The organism is Aeromonas bestiarum (genome assembly GCF_028751155.1).
In the GTDB taxonomy this organism is placed as follows: domain Bacteria; phylum Pseudomonadota; class Gammaproteobacteria; order Enterobacterales; family Aeromonadaceae; genus Aeromonas; species Aeromonas bestiarum.
This window is the reverse complement of the sequence record NZ_CP064746.1, coordinates 2,385,725-2,404,241: the sequence shown is the minus strand read 5'-3', so window position 1 is coordinate 2,404,241 and position 18,517 is coordinate 2,385,725. Positions and strand designations below refer to the sequence as shown.

The following is an 18,517-nucleotide window of genomic DNA, read 5'->3' as shown; positions in this document are numbered from 1 at the left end:
TCAGATCTTGAGCCCCTTCAATGCCTGGGCCAGCTCGGTGGCGGTGGCCTTGAGGCCGGCTGTGCCGGCCACAGAGGCGCTGGCAGATTCCTCTACCTGGCCCGCTTCGTGGCGCACCTGATCCAGGTTGCGGGAGATCTCCTCGGCGACCGAGCTCTGCTCCTCGCTGGAGGTGGCTATCTGGGTGCTCATCTCCAGCACGGCATCGCTATGGTTGCTGAGCTTGTCGATGTCGAGCCCCACTTCGCTGATCAGCGCCTGGCTGCTGGCGGCGCGGCCAACTGTCTTCTCCATGATGTCGTTGAGGGCACCTGTGCCTGCCTGCAGCTCTTCGATCATCTGCTGGATCTCCACCGTGGCTTGCTGGGTGCGGCTGGCGAGGGTGCGTACCTCGTCCGCCACAACTGCAAAGCCGCGACCCTGCTCGCCGGCGCGGGCCGCCTCGATGGCGGCGTTGAGTGCCAGCAGGTTGGTCTGCTGGGAGATGGCGTTGATGACGTTGACCACCTCGTTGATGCGATTGGCGTTGTGGGTCAGCCGCTCGACGGCGCCTGAGGCGTTGCCTATCTCGTCGGCCAGGGTGCGGATGGCGGCTATGGTGCGAGCCACCCGCTCGGCGCCGTTGGCCGCCTCTTCGCTCGACTGGCGCGTCTGCTGCAGGGTGTCGTTGGCGTTGCGGGCCACTTCACGAATGGCGGCGGACATCTGCTCCATGGCGGCGGCCAGGGAGTCCATGTGCTGGCGCTGGGAGCGGGCCATGGTTTCCCCTTCGCTGGCGTGATCGCGAAATTCGTCGGCGGCCATGGTGAGCGCCTCGGCGGATTCTTCCACTAGCTGTACTATCTTGTGCTGGCGGTCGGTGAATCTGTCTATGCTGCCCGCCAGGATGGAGAACTCGTCCCGCACCGGGAAGAAATTGAGGCGGAAGGTGAGATCCCCGTCGGCCACGGTCTGCAGTGCCTTGTTGGTGGAGTAGAGGGCGCCGGAGACAAAGGTCATCAGGTAGTGGGTGATGAGGGCCAGCAAGGCTGCCAGCACGGCGATGATGGTGAGGGTGGTGCCCTGGCCGTCCCACATGGAGTAACGCCCCGCATCCAGGCTGCCGGTCACGAAACCGGCCTGACCTGCGCTGGCGCTGAAACGGTAGTGGTCGCCCTGCTGGCTCAGGCCGGCACTGCCGGTCGGGCTGAGGATGAGATCGGCTGGCAGGGTGAGGCTGGCGTGCTGGCTTACCAGCTGGGCGCTGGTCTTGACCCTTTGCTTGAGTTGATCCAGCCGAACCTGCATCTGCTGATCATGAGCGTCGGCCAGCAGGTACCCGGTGAGCAAGGCGATGAACAACAGAGGGCACCAGAAGGTGATGAGAAATTTTTCGCTGATCGTGAGGTGAATGAGATAACGGTCAACCCACCGAAACTTTACTTCTTTCATAATGGTATTGCGTCCTGCAAGGGGAAGAGAGTGTCGCGCTCATTATCGCCTTGGGGGGAAATTTCTTAAGGGGAAGGTGTGAGAAATGGGAGAGCAATCGTTTGTCGTGCGCGTCTGGGGTCAGGTGCAAGGGGTGGGATTTCGCTACTTCACCCGGGAGCGGGCGCTGCAACTGGGACTGCGCGGCCACGCCTACAATCTGGAGGACGGATCGGTGGAGATCCTGATCTGCGGGCCCGAGCACGGGGTGCAGATGATGCTGGGCTGGCTGGAACACGGGCCGCGCACCGCCGAGGTGACCCGGATGGAGTATGAAGAGGCGCTGCCGCCCAAAGGGAGTGGCTTTCATACCAATTGAGCGGAGTGAAACCGCCATGCCACGCATAAAAACGGGAGCCATCGGGGCTCCCGTTTGTGCATGTTGGCGTCAGCCGGCCTGGGCTGCGTCGGCGATGGCCTGGGTCTTGGCCAGCACGGCCTGCAGGGCGGGGCGTTTGGCCAGACGATCCCGATAGGCGGCCAGCTTGGGGGGAATGGTCTGCTCGAAGCGGGTGGCCCACATCAGGGTATGGGCCAGCAGCAGGTCCGCTATGGTGATCTGCGCCCCCAGCAGGTAGCCCTGCTCGGGCACCCAGGACTCGGCGATGGCCGCCGCCTTGTCGAACTCCCACTTGGCGGTGGGGAAGATGGCTGGCAGGCGCTGGGGCTCCGGCAGGGCAAACTTGTGCTTGCCTATGGTCCACAGGGGTTGCTCCAGCTCGCAGGTGATGAAACTGACCCACCGGGCGTGCAGCGCCGAGGCCTGCGTCCCTCTGGCAGGCAGCCAATCCGGGCCATAGACTTCGGCCAGGTACTGCATGATGGCGGCGGATTCGGTCAGCACGAAGTCCCCGTCTTTGAGCACCGGCATCTTGCCGCTCGGGTTCAGCGCCAGAAACCAGTCGCTGCGATTCTCGCCCTTGGCGAAGTCGAGAAACTGAAATTGCCACGCCACGCCCAACTCTTCCAGTAACCAGGATATGCGCAGTGCTCGACTGACTGGGGTTCCGTATAAGGTGATCATGCTTGCTCCTTGCCTGATGGTGGGTGGGCCCATGTGCGACCCGAGGTGAACAGGCAGTCTAGGTAAATTGCGCGGTGGCAACAAGCCCATATGGGAGTGCTGACGATGGGGTGCAGCTGCCATGCCGTGGGAAAAGGGGGATAAAAAAAGAGAGGCCCGATGGCCTCTCTTTTCATGGGGGTTGCAGCCAGCGCGCTTACTTGACGCGCATGCCTGGCTGGGCTCCTTCCTGCGGCTCCAGGATCCAGAGATCCTTGCCGCCCGGGCCTGCGGCCAGCACCATGCCTTCGGACATGCCAAAGCGCATCTTGCGCGGCGCCAGGTTGGCCACCATCACGGTCAGCTTGCCTTCCAGATCTTCCGGGTTGTAGGCGGACTTGATGCCGGCGAATACCTGACGGGTTTCACCGCCCAGATCCAGTTGCAGTTTGAGCAGCTTGTCCGCTTCCGGCACGGCTTCGGCCTTCTTGATCAGCGCCACGCGCAGATCCAGCTTGGCGAAATCCTCATAGGAGATGGTTTCACTGATGGGGTCGTCTGCCAGCGGGCCTGTCACTTTCGGTGCCTGCTCCTTGGCCAGATCTTCCTTGGAGGCCTCGATCATGGCTTCAATCTTGGCGGGCTCGATGCGAGAGAACAGTGCCTTGAACGGGGTCAGCTGATGGTGGGTCAATGGCAGGGCGACGCCATCCCAGGTGAGGGTCTCGCCCAGGAAGGCCTCGGCGCGCTCGGCCAGCAGCGGCATGACCGGCTTGAGGTAGGCCATCAGTACGCGGAACAGGTTGATGCCCACGGAGCAGACTGCTTGCAGCTCGGCGTCTGCGCCTTCCTGCTTGGCCAACACCCAGGGGGCTTTCTCGTCCACGTAGCGGTTGGCCTTGTCGGCCAGCGCCATGATCTCGCGGATGGCGCGGCTGAACTCGCGCGCTTCATAGGCATCGCTGATGGAGGCGCTGGCATTGGCGAATTCGGCGTAGAGCTCGGGCTCGGCGCAGGTGGCAGCCAGCTTGCCGTCGAACCGCTTGGCGATAAAGCCGGCGTTGCGGGAGGCGAGGTTGACCAGCTTGTTGACCACGTCGGCGTTGACCCGTGCCACGAAGTCATCCAGGTTCAGGTCCAGATCGTCGATGCGGCTGTTGAGCTTGGCGGCGTAGTAGTAGCGCAGGCACTCAGGATCCAGGTGATTCAGGTAGGTGGAGGCCTTGATGAAGGTGCCCTTGGACTTGGACATCTTGGCGCCGTTGACGGTCACATAGCCGTGCACGTTGACCTTGGTCGGCTTGCGGAAACCCGCGCCTTCCAGCATGGATGGCCAGAACAGGCAGTGGAAATAGGCGATGTCCTTGCCGATGAAGTGATAGAGCTCGGCGGTGGAGTCTTTCTTCCAGTAGCTGTCGAAATCGATGTCGCCGCGCTTGTTGCACAGGTTCTTGAACGATGCCATATAGCCGATGGGGGCATCCAGCCAGACGTAGAAGTACTTGCCCGGTGCGCCCGGGATCTCGAAACCGAAGTAGGGGGCGTCGCGGGTGATGTCCCACTGCTGCAGGCCGCTCTCGAACCACTCCTGCATCTTGTTGGCCATCTCTTCTTGAATGGCGCCGGAACCGCGCACCCAGCCGGCCAGCCAGGTTTCAAACTGCGGCAGGTCGAAGAAGAAGTGCTCTGAGTCCTTCATCACAGGCGTGGCGCCCGAGACGGCAGATTTCGGATTTATGAGCTCGGTCGGGCTGTAGGTGGCGCCGCAGCTGTCGCAGTTGTCGCCGTATTGCTCCGGAGACTTGCACTTGGGGCAGGTGCCCTTGACGAAGCGATCCGGCAGGAACATGGATTTTTCCGGATCGAACAACTGAGTGATGGTGCGACCCTTGATGAAGTCACCGGCTTTCAGACGACCGTAGATCAGCTCCGCCAGCTCGCGGTTCTCGTCGCTGTGGGTGGAGTGATAGTTGTCAAAGCTGATGTTGAAGCCGGCGAAGTCGGTCTGGTGCTCTTTGGAGACGGCGGCGATCATCGCTTCCGGGGTGATCCCCAGCTGTTGTGCCTTGAGCATGATGGGGGTGCCGTGGGCATCATCGGCACAGATGAAGTGCACCTGATGGCCGCGCATTCGCTGATAACGAACCCAGATATCGGCCTGGATGTGTTCCAGCATGTGGCCAAGATGAATGGAGCCATTGGCATAGGGGAGGGCGCAGGTTACCAGCATTGTACGAGGATCAGTTGCCATATAGTCGTTCTTGATGTGCTTGTTGGGATGATACAGTGCCGTGCATGTTACCCGAATTGGGGGTAGCCTGCCTAGGGTTGTGGCGCTGTCCGCCCTGGTGCTCGCGCTGGTTGGCAAGCAGGCAAGCCACTGATTTGTGTGCGGTAACCGTTCACCTCAAGATAATGACAAGATAATGAGGAGTTAATGGTGATTGATTCAGTAAAACAGATCCTGGCCGAATTTAAGCCGACAGGGTGGGGCAAGGATCTGGTTGCGGCCGGGTTTGTGCGCAGCGCAGCGCTGCAGGGGCAAAGCCTGACCATCAGGCTGGTGTTGCCCTTTGCCGGGCGTTCCCTGTTTGAGCAGATCAAGCAGGACTTCGATGCCCGGTTGCGCAGCGCCACCGGCGCTACCCGCATCGACTGGGTGTGTGACATAGAGGTGGCCAGCCTGCCGCGGGCGCAAGGGCTGGCGGCGGTGCAGGGCATTCGCAACATCCTGGTGGTCGCCTCAGGCAAGGGCGGGGTGGGCAAGTCCACCACGGCCGTCAACCTGGCGCTGGCGCTGCAAAAGGAGGGGGCGCGAGTCGCCATTCTGGATGCGGACATCTATGGCCCCTCCATTCCGACCATGATGGGCACGGTCAAGGAGCGCCCCGTCAGCCATGACGGCAAGCTGATGGAGCCTGTGATGGCCTGCGGCCTCAAGAGCAACAGCATTGGTTATCTGGTGGACGAGCAGGATGCCACCATCTGGCGCGGCCCCATGGCGAGCAAGGCGCTGGCCCAGATCCTGCACGAGACCCGCTGGGGCGAAGTGGATTATCTGGTGGTGGACATGCCGCCAGGCACGGGTGACATCCAGCTCACCCTGGCCCAGCAGGTGCCGACCTCGGCGGCGGTGATCGTGACCACGCCGCAGGACGTGGCGCTGACGGATGCCCGCAAGGGGGTCGCCATGTTCAACAAGGTCAATGTACCCGTGCTCGGCATCATAGAAAACATGAGTTATCACGTCTGCAGCGCCTGCGGTCATCACGAGCCCCTGTTCGGTACCGGCGGCGGCCAGAAGATGGCGGAGCAGTATCATGTGGCACTGCTTGGTCAGTTGCCGCTGCACATAGATATCCGCCAGCACATGGATGATGGCTGCCCGACCGTGTTCGGCGCACCGGAAGGAAGCCTGGCTCAGGCCTATATGAAACTGGCTCGTCGAGTGGGTGCCGAGCTCTATTTCAGCGGTAAACCGATTGCGACCCCCCTTTATACGATGGCGGTGGATGAATAATCGGCTGTCGTGTGGTTGAGGTGGATTTGAGGGTGGGCATGGCTCACCCTTTTTTATATAATGGATCGGTTTAAACAATCCCCACTGCTCTTCTCTTTAGGTATTTTCAATGTCTGATACTCAACATTCGTGTGTGATCATCGGTATTGCTGGCGCATCCGCGTCCGGCAAGAGCCTCATAGCCCAAACCATTTATGAAGAGCTGGTGGCCGAACTGGGCGCGGGTCAGATTGGTGTGATCACCGAAGATTGCTACTACCGTGATCAGACCCACCTGACCATGGAAGAGCGGGTCAAGACCAACTATGACCACCCCAATGCCCTGGATCACGATCTGCTGGTACAGCACCTGAGCCAGCTGGTGAAAGGCGACGCGGTCAACATTCCCCAGTACTCCTACACAGAGCACACCCGCATGAGCGAGGTGACCCCCTTCGCCCCGCGCCGGGTGATCATTCTGGAAGGGATCCTGCTGTTGACCGACAGCCGCTTGCGGGATCTGATGGATGCCTCCATCTTCATGGATACCCCGCTGGATATCTGTCTGCTGCGCCGGCTGGTGCGTGACGTGCAAGAGCGCGGTCGTACCATGGATTCCGTGCTCAAGCAGTATCAGAAGACGGTACGTCCCATGTTCCTGCAGTTTATCGAGCCTTCCAAGCAGTACGCGGACGTAATCGTGCCACGCGGTGGCAAGAACCGCATCGCCATCGACATGCTCAAGGCGCGTATCCGCCACATGTTGATTGGTTAAGATGAAACAAGCCGGGTGATGCCCGGCTTTTTTAAATGAACATTTTGTCAGGAGAGTCGCCCAATGCGCCTTTGTGATACCGATATTGAACGTCATCTGGATGAAGGCAAGATCGTCATTGAGCCAAGACCCGGTGTTGAGCGGATCAGCGGCGTCAGCGTCGATGTGCTGCTGGGCAACGAGTTTAGAGTGTTTCGCGATCACACGGCCCCCTATATCGACTTGAGCGGCCCGAGCAGCGAGATGGCCGACGCCATTGATCGGGTGATGAGCGACGAGATCCACATCGCGGATGGGGAAGCCTTCTATCTGCACCCGGGCCAACTGGCACTGGCGGTGACTTATGAATCCGTTACTCTGCCGGCCGACATCGTTGGCTGGCTGGATGGCCGCTCCTCTCTGGCCCGTCTCGGCTTGATGGTGCACGTCACCGCTCACAGGATCGATCCGGGATGGTCCGGTCGCATCGTGCTGGAATTCTACAACGGCGGCAAGTTGCCGCTGGCGCTGCGTCCCAAGATGAAGATAGGCGCACTGAACTTCGAGATGCTCTCCGGGGCAGCGGCACGTCCCTACAACAAGCGGGAAAATGCCAAGTACAAGAGCCAGCAGGGCGCCGTTGCCAGCCGTATGAATCAGGATTGAGATCGGCGGTGCGTGATCCGGTCGACAGCGGATCCGGTTGCAATCTGTTAAACAAGAGGGCGCCACTGGCGCCCTTCGCCGTCGGATTTGGGCGGCAAGGCAAGATGGGACGGGTGTGATGGGGCAGGGGAGTGGCTTGCTTTTGCTTGCCCTTTGTACAGATGTCGCGATTCTGTCGGTCGAAAACTGACGGTGACGCCGAGCAAGATCCGGTGCCTCCGGGCGATATCGTGATGAATTGTTCCCGTTTGGAGACTGTTTTTGTCAGCTTGGATCTGTTTAATTAATCATGGACAAGCCGCATGATTGCTGGCTCTAAGCTATTTTTTGAGAGAATGCTCTTTTTTTTTCTTACTGAAATATTTCAACAACGGGTATGGCGCAACCAGCCTTCTGGCATAATCCGCCGCAACTCATAAACAGGTTCGTTTTTATGTTTGAAATGTTTAGTGGTTTGGGTTTGTTATGGTCAATCGGTTTGGTATTGGCCGTTTTTTTTGTGTTGGCCTATGAATTCATCAATGGCTTTCACGATACCGCCAACGCGGTAGCAACGGTTATCTATACCAAGGCGATGCCGGCTCACCTGGCGGTCGTCGCATCCGGGATCTTCAACTTTTTTGGCGTCATGTTCGGCGGTCTGGGCGTAGCCTATGCCATTGTCCACTTGCTGCCGATTGATTTGCTGTTGGGCATGGATTCCACCCAGGGTTTGATCATGGTGTTCTCCCTGCTGTTTTCCGCCATTGTCTGGAATCTGGGGACCTGGTTCCTGGGCATTCCGGCCTCCAGTTCTCACACGCTGATCGGTTCCATCCTGGGGGTGGGCGGTGCCTATGCCTGGCTCAACCATCAGCCGCTGACTCAGGGTATCAACGTCGCCAAAGCGATCGACATCATGCTTTCCCTGATCATCTCCCCGACCGTCGGCTTTGTCGTGGCAGCCCTGTTGCTGTTTGCCATGAAGCGAGTCTGGCTGGGCAGCAAGATCCACAAGACCCCGGAAGAGCGCCTGCTGGTGGACGGCAAGAAGCATCCGCCGTTCTGGGCTCGCCTCACTCTGGTCGCTTCCGCCATGGGCGTGAGCTTCGTGCACGGCTCCAACGATGGCCAGAAGGGCATCGGCCTGGTGATGCTGGTGCTGATCTGCATGGCACCCGCCTATTTCGCTCTGGACATGAACAGCCGCTCCTACGATCTGGATCGCACCCAGGACGCCAACCAGCGCATCATGGAGATCTATCAGCGCAACCATGAGCAGGTTGCTCATGTGGTGGACTTCAAGGTGCCTGCTCAGGCCCAGGAAGAGCTGATGACCCATTGTGCGGCGAATGGCGCACTGCAAGCCATGGCAACCCTGGACAATCGTCTCGGCCAGGTACGGACCTATGAAGAGCTGGATCTGACCGACCGTCGTGAAGTGCGCCGTCTGCTGCTGTGCATCGACGATACCGCGCGCAAGGTCTCCAAGCTGCCGTTGCCGGCCAAGGAGCTGACCGATCTGGCCAAATGGCGCAAGGATCTGACGGCGACCGCCGAATATGCCCCGACCTGGGTTATCGTCTCCATCGCACTGGCGCTGGGTTGCGGTACCATGGTGGGCTGGCGTCGCATCGTCTACACGGTCGGCGAGAAGATTGGCTCCACCGGCATGACGTACAGCCAGGGGATTGCTGCCCAGATCACGGCGGCAGCCTCCATCGGTGTTGCCAGTTTGACCGGTATGCCCGTCTCCACCACCCATATCCTCTCCTCTGCGGTAGCGGGGACCATGGTGGCGAACAAGTCAGGCCTGCAGAGCCAGACCATCAAGACCATATTGATGGCCTGGGTGCTGACCCTGCCGCTCACCATGCTGCTCTCTGGTGGCCTGTTCCTCATCAGCCACCACCTGTTTGGCGGCTGATAGCAGCGCAAACTCAGACATTGACGAAGGGCCTACGGGCCCTTTTTTCATGTCCGCAGATCCCGCGCAGCCCCGTTCTTTGGCTGGGAGAGTACAGATCATCTGGCCCGGACAGACGGGCAGGAAGAGAGTCGATGACTTGTTTCTTATGCTGTTTACTCTTTATATGCCATCAAACTTGCAATGTTAAACACATAGCAACACAGATTGAGCGAAGTGAATAATCCAGCCTACTCAACGACTGTCTACAGCAATAGCGGCGTCAAACCCGGATACTGTGCTGTTTGCTATCCGTTGCAAGACATAAGGTCTTGCTCAGTGTTTGATAGGGATTGAAGCGGGGAGGCGAGAAGGCGGCAACCTGTCATTCTGTTGTCTGTGCTTGGCGCTGCGCGCGGGAGCGTTGTCACCTGGGGCAAGCCGAGCTGATGGGATGACTAGGATATCTCTCCAGGCCAGGGCGCTATTCATTGACGGATACCGTCACAGGGCATGGACAACAAGTCTGACGGGCACACAGGGTGACTCATCAGCAGCAGGGGGATAAAGGACGAGATCTTGGCTTGGGTCACCAGTGGCTCGGATGTGACAGAGAGAGGTAACCAGGCGTTGCAGCTTATTGGGCCGTACAGAGGGCGACTCTCTTCTTGTATTGGTGGACGTGGAAGGAGAAGGAGTGGCTCTGGTGACAAGAGAAAAGCGATGGGGGAAGGCTGGGAGTCAGTGACTCGGTTAACACCCGAGCCCAAACGGAAGATAAAAAAAGAGCCACACAGTGTGTGGCTCTTTTCCATCAGGCTAGCTGGCTGGCAATCAAGGACGACCAGCCGGGCTGGTTGCCACGTTGACAGCAGCCGTGCTGCCACCATGACGACCAGAGCTTGTCACGTCATTGCGCACCAGCGGTGCCTGCTCGACAGGTGCCTGCGCAGGCAGGGCGGGTGCCGCAGCCGGCGTTGCCATCGGGGCAGAAGCCTTGCGGGCACCGGCCAGCAGACCGGCGCCTTTCTTGGCCTGGTTGACCACGGGCGCAGCGACGGCAGCGGGTGCTACCGGCTCGGCCTGGGCAACAACCACGGCTGCGACTGGCTCGGCGACCACGGCCGCAACAGGTTCAGCAACCTGGGGTGCTGGTTCAGCTGCAGGTGCGGCTTCCACGACAACGGGGGCAACAACCTCGGCAGCCGCCTCGATGACAGGGGCCACAGTCGCAACGACGTCGTCAGCAGGTGCGACAACGACGCTCGCTTCGGCAACCACGTCTGCGACAACCGGCTCGGCAGCCACAACAGGGGCAGCTTCAACAGGGGCAGCTTCAACAGGGGCTTCGGTCACGACGGGGGCGGCGATCGCCACGGCTTCGGCTTGCTCACGGGCTTCCTCGGCAACGGCTTCCACCACCACATGCTCGGTCAGTGCAGCAGAGGCTTGTACGGCGGCGGCAATGGCTTCGGCGCTCGGGATTGTGATGACGGGCACAGCCGGCTCTTCCACTTTCACCTGAGCCGCATCAGCCTGGGCTGCCGTGGTCAGGATAGGGGTGTCTGCTTGCTGCTCTTCATCATCGCGCTGACTGCGGGCATCTTCGTTGATGCGCTTGCGACGCTGACCTTCGATACGCTGGCTGCGCGGCGTACGACGGGAACGACGCTGGCCGTCGGCCTGTTCGTCACTCTGTTCCACTGTGTCAGCGGCATCGGCCACGGCAGCAACCGGCTCATCAGTCGGCTGGGCAGCAGGGTTGCTGGCCGGGACATCGGCACGGATCTGCTTGCGCAGTTGACGACGTTCGCGGCGCTCGGCGACTTTCTGCTCTTTTTCCTGCTGGGGCTCGGCACTGACGACGGCAGTTTCAACGGTTTCTACCGCTTCAACGACCAGCTCGGCACGGGGCTCACGCGGTGCACGGGGCTCACGAGCCGGACGCGGGGCGCGCGGTTCGCGTTCCTGACGAGGTTCGCGGGGCTCACGTTCCATGCGCTGTTCAGTGCGCACTTCACCGCGGGCTTCACGTTCCTGACGGGGCTCACGCTCTTGACGCGGTTCGCGTTCTTTACGCGGACGACGATTGCGGTTCTCACCACCCTCGCGATTGGCCGCGCCTTCGCGCTTCTCGCCGGCTTCCGCCGTGTTGCGGTTGCTGCGGTTGTCGTCGCGACGGGGACGCTGGCCACGGCCACGGTTTTCATCACGCTGGTGACGATGACCTTCATCCTTGCGCGCTTCCCGCGGCGCAGCCGGTTTCTCGGCAGGGGCCTTGACGTCGCTTGGAGCGGCATCGCCGGCAAACAGACCCGAGATGGCCTTGAACAGCTTGCCAAACAGGCCCGCTTCGGCGGCAACCTGCGGCTGTGCCGCGACGGGCGCAGGAGCAGCAGGGGCGGCCGGTTGAGGAGCCTGGACGAAGCCTTGCAGCAGCGGTTGCTCGCGTTCGATCACCTGAGCCTGCTTCGGCTGGTAGACCGGCTTGGCAATCTCGGTTTTCAGCTCATAGCTGGCCGCTTCCGGGATCTCGTTCTGACGAATGCGGGTCACTTCGTAGTGCGGGGTTTCCAGATGCTGGTTCGGAATGATGTACAGACGTACTTCATTACGCTGTTCCAGACTGGCGATGGAGGCGCGCTTCTCGTTGAGCAGATAGGCGGCAACATCGACCGGCACCTGAGCATGAACCTGCTCTGTGTTGTCCTTCATGGCCTCTTCTTCGATGAGACGCAGGATGGACAAGGCCAGTGATTCGTTGTCACGGATGACCCCTTGACCCTGGCAACGGGGGCAGATGTGGCTGCTTGACTCGTTGAGGGAGGGACGCAGACGCTGGCGGGACATCTCCAGCAGACCGAAACGGGAGATCCGGCCCAGCTGGATGCGGGCGCGGTCCTGATGCACGGCTTCACGCAGACGGTTTTCCACTTCGCGTTGATGGCGAACTGGTGTCATGTCGATGAAGTCGATGACGATCAGCCCCCCCAGGTCGCGCAGACGCAATTGACGGGCAATCTCGTCGGCCGCTTCCAGGTTGGTTTGCAGCGCCGTCTCTTCGATATCGCCGCCCTTGGTGGCGCGGGAGGAGTTGATATCGATGGAGGTCAGTGCTTCGGTCGGGTCTATGACTATGCTGCCGCCGGAGGGCAGGCGCACTTCGCGCTGGAAGGCCGACTCGATTTGGCTCTCAATCTGGAAGTGGTTGAACAGGGCAACTTCACCCTTGTACAGCTTCACGCGGTTGAGGAAATCGGGACGAACCAGCTCGATGTGAGCACGGGCACGTTCAAAGATGACAGGGTCGTCGATCAGGATCTCGCCGACATCGCGACGCAGGTAGTCACGAATGGCGCGCACGATCACGTTGCTTTCCTGGTGGATAAGCACGGGGGCAGTACGGTCCTGTGACGCCTTGTGGATGGAGTCCCAGTGGTTGAGCAGAACGTTGAGATCCCATTCCAGCTCTTCCGGGGATTTACCCACACCGGCGGTACGTACGATGAGACCCATGCCGTCCGGCACTGTCAGGCCGCTCAGGGCTTCTTTCAGTTCTGTCCGTTCATCACCCTCGATGCGGCGGGAGATACCACCGGCACGGGGGTTGTTCGGCATCAGCACCAGGTAGCTGCCGGCCAGGCTGATAAAGGTGGTGAGGGCTGCACCCTTGGTGCCACGCTCTTCCTTATCGATCTGGACGATCACTTCCTGGCCTTCGCGGACCACTTCTTTGATGTTGGGACGACCCTGATAGGAGTAACCGGAGGGGAAGTAATTGCGGGCGATCTCCTTCAATGGCAGGAAACCGTGACGCTCGGCGCCATAGTCGACAAAAGCAGCTTCGAGACTGGGTTCTACGCGGGTGATTTTACCCTTGTAGATGTTCGCTTTTTTCTGCTCGTGTCCCGGACTTTCAATATCCAAATCGTAGAGCTGTTGTCCGTCAACCAGCGCTACGCGCAACTCCTCTTCCTGAGTCGCGTTGATTAGCATTCTTTTCATTGAGTTCTCGTTATTTTGTCATTTTGATTTCCTCCACAGGATCCTGCCGGCGCCGGCCTCGGGTCTTCAGCATACTTGGGCAACCTCCCGGTTGGGGTATGCATGAGGCGCAAACTAAGGGCGCTCTGGTTCGGCCTTCTCGAGAAGGCATGAATTAAGGATGCCGGTGTGGAGACAAATAATCGGTTCTGTTTGTGTTCTCCATGCGCTGTACCTCGCACCCGGGAACCGTCATGTTCTTATATACACGGTGTTTCGGGATTGGGTGGCATAAATTTTGGCCACTTAGTACAAGGCTTGAACACAATGACAAAACCTTGTTTATTATCCCATTTAAACCACTTTTATAGCAAGGCGCCATTTTTCAACAAAGCATGCAGCCAAGGGCCGCCGGCAGTGTTAAAATCCGCGCCATGACACAGATACAACAACAAGTGCAGCTGCTCACCATCGAAGCTGAGCATGAAGGGCAGCGCATCGACAATTTTCTCAAGACTCAGCTAAAGGGCGTCCCCAAGAGCCTGATTTATCGCATCCTTCGAAAAGGGGAAGTGCGCGTCAACAAAAAGCGCATCAAACCGGAATACAAGCTTTGCCCAGGCGACGAGGTGCGGGTTCCTCCCGTGCGGGTTGCCGAGAAAAACGAACTGCCCTCGGCCAACCTCGGCAGCATCCAGCGTCTGGAGAGCCAGATCCTGTTTGAAGACGACGCCATGATAGTGCTCAACAAACCGTCCGGCATGGCCGTGCACGGTGGCAGCGGCTTGAGCTTCGGCGTCATCGAGGGGCTGCGCGCCTTGCGCCCGGATGCCCGCTTCCTGGAGCTGGTACACAGGCTGGATCGCGATACCTCAGGCGTACTGCTGGTTGCCAAGAAGCGCAGCGCCCTGCGCAGCCTGCACGAGCAACTGCGAGTCAAGACCATGCGCAAACAGTATCTGGCGCTGGTGCGCGGCCAATGGCAGCCCCACGTCAAGGTGGTCAATGCGCCGCTGCGCAAGAACGATCTGCAATCCGGTGAACGTGTGGTGCGGGTCAGCAGTGACGGCAAGCCATCGGAAACCCGTTTCCGCATCGCCCGTCAATTTGCCGAGGCCACCCTGGTCGAGTGCAGCCCGATCACCGGCCGTACCCACCAGATCCGGGTGCATACCCAGCATGCCGGTCATCCCATCGCCTGTGATGACAAGTATGGGGAAGCGGCCTTTGACGAGAAAATGCGCAGCCAAGGGCTGAAACGGCTGTTTTTGCATGCCTGGAAGCTGAGCTTTACCCATCCGGTCGACGGCCGCGAGATGCAGGTGGAAGCCCCGCTCGCGCCTGAACTCGACAACTTCCTGAACAAGCTGGCTCGCTGATGAAGACGGTCCGACTCGCCATTTTCGACTGGGACGGTACCCTGATGGACTCGGTGGGCCGGATTGTCGCCTGCGTCGCGGGGGCGGCTCGCGATTGCGGCGAGCCAGTGCCCACTGCGATAGAGACGCATCAGATCATAGGGCTCAGCCTGGAGGTCGGCATTCCACAGCTGTTTGCGCTGGCGCCGGGGGGCGAGCGGGCCAACGCCCTGATCGCCCGCTATCGTCACCATTATGTGCATGACGACACGCCCAGCCCGCTGTTTGTCGGGGCGAGCGAGCTGCTGCACCACTGGCACGGGCAGGGGATAGCGCTGGCAGTGGCCACCGGCAAGTCGCGCCGTGGCCTGGATCGGGTGCTGGATGATACCGGACTGCGGCCGCTGTTTGCCGCCACCCGTGGCGCGGACGAGGCCAACTCCAAACCCGATCCCTTGATGCTGACGCAAATTCTGGATGAGCTGGGCATTGCCCCTCACCAGGCGGTGATGATCGGTGATTCCATCCACGACATGGCGATGGCAGAGGCGCTGGCCATGCCGCGGATCGGGGTGAGCTGGGGCGTGCACGACAAGCACAGGTTGCAGGCACATGATCCGCTTGCCGTCGTCGATACCATGGATGAGCTCAAGCGGTTGCTGGGCTAGCCTTGCTACATGTCTGATGAAGAGATGACAAAACGGGAGCCTTGGCTCCCGTTTTTCATTGCTGGCATGTCACCCCATCAGGGCAGGGCGAGGCCATGGCGCGCCAGCAGCTCGATCAGGCCGATCAGCGGCAGGCCGATCAGGGCGTTGGGATCGCGCCCCTCCAGCCTCTTGAACAGCACTATCCCCATGCCTTCACATTTGAAACTGCCCGCGCAATCAAGGGGCAGCTCAGCCTCGACATAGCGGCGAAGGGCAGCCTCATCCAGGGTGCGAAAGTGCACGGTGAAAGGCTCCACCAGCTGCTCGGCCCGGCCGCTGGCGGCATCCAGCACGCACAGGCCGGTATGAAAGGTGACGCTGCGGCCTTGCGCGGCCATCAGTTGTTCCACCGCCTTCTCCACAGTGCCCGGCTTGCCCAGGATCTGGCCGTCGCAGACACACACCTGATCGGACCCTATGATCAGTCCCTGATCAAACCGGTCGGCAATGGCGCTTGCCTTGGCAAGGGCCAACCGCGCCACCAGCACCTCGGCCGGTTCGCCGGGCAGGGGAGACTCATCCACCTCGGGGGCCGCGCATTCAAAAGGAAGCGCGAGTTTTTCCAGCAGGGCTTTGCGATAACGGGAAGTGGAGGCGAGGATCAGCTGTGTTGGCATTGTGATGTCCTGGTTCGATGCGGTCAGGCGCAGATGGTATCGCCACGCCGTGAGCCGGGCAAATACCTGATGGGATTTTCGTATTTGGCATGATCTGCTGGTATCACAGGGTTCATCCCGTGTGGCCGCAGTGCGAAGGGCGTGCAATTGCCTCCGGTTTCCAGATTGGAAAGTGTCGCTATCGACTCATTCATCGGCCTCTTCCCTATAGTGGCAGGCTTATCCGACTGTCATGCCCTGGGTGGGCGACAGTCCCCTGCTGCTGGAGTTGTCATGCGTCCCTACCTTGTCTGCTGTTTCTTGATGATCACCCTCTACCCGGTGGGCATAGATCTCTATCTGGTCGCGCTCCCCCAGATCGGGGTCGCGCTGGAGGCCAGCGCGGCGCAGTTGCATACTGCGTTTTCAGCCTATCTGTTTGGCATGGCCGCTACCGTGCTGGCGGGCGGGCTGCTGGCCGACCGATATGGCCGCAAGCCGGTGATCCTGGGGGGCGCCCTCATCTTTGTGCTGGCCTCGCTGGCTGCCGGCGGCGCCGACTCGATCACGGCATTTCTGCTGGGTCGCATCGGTCAGGGGATAGGGGCCGGCACCCTCTATATCATGACCTTTACCGTGCTGCGGGATGTGCTGGCGCCGGCCAGGCTGGCAGCTGTCCTGTCGATGATCAACGGCGTCATCTGCGTGATCCCCGTGCTGGCGCCGCTGCTCGGTTATCTGATCCTGGCCCGCTTCGACTGGCCTGCGATCTTCCAGGCCATGGCCCTGCTCGGCGCCGTGGTGGCGCTGGTGACCCTGCTCTGGCTGCGGGAAACCCGCCCGGGGGAGGGCAGGCAGACAGTTTCCCATTCTGCCGAACGCCTTGGATTTTTGCGCACGAGACAGTATCTGTGGATGTGCGGCCTGACCAGTACCGGCATGACCTGCATCCTGACCTATGTCAGTACCTCACCCATGATATTGATGACGGGGATGGGGCTGGATACCGCAGGTTACGCCGAGATCATGATGGCGATGGCCGCGATCAGCATGATCACCTCTTTTCTCAATCCCGTGCTGATCCGCCGGTGGGGCAAGGAGAGGGTGCTGGCCTGGGCCCACGGCGCCTTGGGGGTGGCACTCTTGTTGCTGCTGGCCTCCCGGCAGGAGGCACTGTTGATGGCGCTGGCCCATGATGGTTCCTCGCCGTTGTGGGCGCTCTGGCTGATCCGTCTTGGCTTTGCCTTCGTTTGCATCGGTTTTTCCGCCAGCTTCGGCATCGCGATGGGCGAGGCCCTCGCCAGTTGCCGGCACCAGATCGCCCTGGCCAGTGCGACCCTGTGCATCATTCAGATAGCCAGCTCGGCGCTCTATATCTGGCTGATGGGCTGGCTTGGTCTTGCGCCCCTCCTGTTGCTGGCTTATTCGCTCCTCCTCGCCGTGCTACTCTATCTCGCCTTTCGCATCATGGGGCCTGTGGCCGACCAGGTGCCCTGCGATCCCCAGTCCGTGGAGAAAATCTGATCATGCGCCCCCTGGTCGAACTCGATCTCAATCTGTTGGTGGTCTTCAGGCTGTTGTTGCAAGAGCGCAGCGCGACCAAGGCGGCCAAGCGGCTCAATGTCACGGCGCCGACGGTCAGCAAGGCGCTGGCTCGCCTGCGCGACTGGTTTGATGATCCGCTCTTTATCCGTACGCAGCGGGGACTGGAGCCCACCAATCTGTCGCTGAGTCTGGAAGAGGAGCTCAAGGAGTGGTTTCAGCTGTCGGGCAACATAGCCTCCCTCTGCGGCAACGCTATACCGGAAGGGGCAGCCTTCAGACTGGTGCTGGAGTCCCCCTTTTACATCAGCTTTCTCAACAGCCTGCCCATGGTCATCTACGAGAAGTACCGCAAGTCGACCATCAAGGTGATGAATTGGGATCACCACTCCCTCAGCGACATCATCAATGGCGATGCCGATCTTGGTTTCTGTGCTCGCGAGACGCACCCCAGCTCCTTGGCCCGGGTCAACCGCCTGCCTTATTACATCGATCACGAGGTGTTGTTCGAAGACAGACCCGTGGTGTTTCTGCGCAAGGATCACCCCCTGCTGGCCCGCAAGTGGAGCCTGGACAATTTTCTCGCCTACCCCCATGTGAGCGTGGTGTGGGAGGCCAGCGATGCCTGGGCGCTCGACAGCCTGCTCGATGATGAGGGACTCAGCCGGCGGGTGCCGATCCGGGTCTCCAGCTTCGAGCAGGCGCTGCACATTGCCGCCCAATCCGCCCACGAGCTGATAGCGGTCGTGCCGTCCTATTGCGCCAGCTATGCCAGCTTGCATCACGACAACCTGATCTCCTTGCCACTGCCGCTGGAAGAAACGCTGTATCGCCAGCTCGACATCGCCTTTATCCTGCTCTGGCACAAGCGCAACAACTACAACACCAAGGTGCTTTGGCTGCGAGACGAGATAAAGAGGCTCTATCACGAACACATGGGGGAGCCCGGCTAGCCACCATCTGCCCGGGACATGTCGGCCCGCCAGCAGACAGACCGCCCTGCCAGCCGAAAAGCGGCTATAAGCATAAGCAGGATCAGGCGAGGGCATC

14 protein-coding genes are annotated in these 18,517 nt (G+C 60.3%); 9 read left to right on the top strand and 5 right to left on the bottom strand.

The genetic code is table 11. The annotated features are described in order from the left end of the window. Complete coding sequence (locus IU367_RS11210) at nucleotides 1–1,431, bottom strand: methyl-accepting chemotaxis protein (protein WP_274451893.1); 1,431 nt, start codon at nucleotides 1,429–1,431, stop codon at nucleotides 1–3. Between the two features lie 85 nt (nucleotides 1,432–1,516). Here IU367_RS11210 and IU367_RS11205 point away from each other — a divergent pair, with 85 nt between their 5' ends. Next, a complete protein-coding gene (locus tag IU367_RS11205; protein ID WP_043134832.1) occupies nucleotides 1,517–1,789 on the top strand; it encodes an acylphosphatase in 273 nt (90 codons plus the stop codon). A gap of 69 nt (nucleotides 1,790–1,858) precedes the next feature. Here IU367_RS11205 and IU367_RS11200 read toward each other — a convergent pair whose 3' ends face one another. Both IU367_RS11200 and metG read right to left on the bottom strand, forming a co-directional pair. Continuing rightward, nucleotides 1,859–2,494, bottom strand: coding sequence for a glutathione S-transferase family protein (locus IU367_RS11200; protein ID WP_274451892.1), 636 nt, complete (start codon nucleotides 2,492–2,494; stop codon nucleotides 1,859–1,861). A gap of 196 nt (nucleotides 2,495–2,690) precedes the next feature. Then, nucleotides 2,691–4,724, bottom strand: a complete 2,034-nt coding sequence (metG, locus tag IU367_RS11195; RefSeq protein ID WP_274451891.1) for a methionine--tRNA ligase — start codon at nucleotides 4,722–4,724, stop codon at nucleotides 2,691–2,693. Between the two features lie 186 nt (nucleotides 4,725–4,910). On the opposite strand from metG, the gene apbC reads away from it, so the two are divergent. From apbC to IU367_RS11175, 4 genes are all read left to right on the top strand, one after another. Continuing rightward, nucleotides 4,911–5,993: an iron-sulfur cluster carrier protein ApbC gene (gene apbC, locus IU367_RS11190; protein ID WP_098984069.1), complete on the top strand. Its 1,083-nt coding sequence runs from the start codon at nucleotides 4,911–4,913 to the stop codon at nucleotides 5,991–5,993. Nucleotides 5,994–6,102: 109 nt separating this feature from the next. Then, nucleotides 6,103–6,747 (top strand): uridine kinase, encoded by a 645-nt coding sequence (udk, locus tag IU367_RS11185; protein WP_042866357.1) that lies wholly within the window; start codon nucleotides 6,103–6,105, stop codon nucleotides 6,745–6,747. Nucleotides 6,748–6,810: 63 nt separating this feature from the next. Further along, nucleotides 6,811–7,392 carry a dCTP deaminase gene (gene dcd, locus IU367_RS11180; RefSeq protein ID WP_043134827.1) on the top strand — a complete coding sequence of 194 codons (582 nt, stop codon included), beginning with the start codon at nucleotides 6,811–6,813 and terminating at the stop codon, nucleotides 7,390–7,392. A gap of 433 nt (nucleotides 7,393–7,825) precedes the next feature. Further along, on the top strand, nucleotides 7,826–9,298 hold the full coding sequence (locus tag IU367_RS11175; protein ID WP_042866360.1) for an inorganic phosphate transporter: 1,473 nt from the start codon (nucleotides 7,826–7,828) through the stop codon (nucleotides 9,296–9,298). 813 nt (nucleotides 9,299–10,111) lie between these two features. Here the strand turns inward: IU367_RS11175 and rne are convergent. Then, complete coding sequence (gene rne, locus IU367_RS11170) at nucleotides 10,112–13,282, bottom strand: ribonuclease E (RefSeq protein ID WP_274451890.1); 3,171 nt, start codon at nucleotides 13,280–13,282, stop codon at nucleotides 10,112–10,114. A gap of 413 nt (nucleotides 13,283–13,695) precedes the next feature. Here rne and rluC point away from each other — a divergent pair, with 413 nt between their 5' ends. Then, entirely contained in the window at nucleotides 13,696–14,640 is a 945-nt protein-coding gene (gene rluC, locus IU367_RS11165; RefSeq protein WP_216640157.1) for a 23S rRNA pseudouridine(955/2504/2580) synthase RluC, read from the top strand. Beyond that, entirely contained in the window at nucleotides 14,640–15,287 is a 648-nt protein-coding gene (locus IU367_RS11160) for an HAD family hydrolase (RefSeq protein WP_274451889.1), read from the top strand. The genes rluC and IU367_RS11160 overlap by 1 nt, the downstream gene beginning before the upstream one ends. A 77-nt stretch (nucleotides 15,288–15,364) precedes the next feature. Here IU367_RS11160 and IU367_RS11155 read toward each other — a convergent pair whose 3' ends face one another. Further along, nucleotides 15,365–15,946 (bottom strand): Maf family protein, encoded by a 582-nt coding sequence (locus IU367_RS11155; RefSeq protein WP_274451888.1) that lies wholly within the window; start codon nucleotides 15,944–15,946, stop codon nucleotides 15,365–15,367. 273 nt (nucleotides 15,947–16,219) lie between these two features. On the opposite strand from IU367_RS11155, the gene IU367_RS11150 reads away from it, so the two are divergent. Next, nucleotides 16,220–17,449 (top strand): MdtL family multidrug efflux MFS transporter, encoded by a 1,230-nt coding sequence (locus IU367_RS11150; RefSeq protein ID WP_274451887.1) that lies wholly within the window; start codon nucleotides 16,220–16,222, stop codon nucleotides 17,447–17,449. Between the two features lie 2 nt (nucleotides 17,450–17,451). Beyond that, nucleotides 17,452–18,420: an HTH-type transcriptional regulator YidZ gene (gene yidZ, locus IU367_RS11145; protein ID WP_043134819.1), complete on the top strand. Its 969-nt coding sequence runs from the start codon at nucleotides 17,452–17,454 to the stop codon at nucleotides 18,418–18,420. The last annotated feature ends 97 nt before the right edge of the window (nucleotides 18,421–18,517 follow it).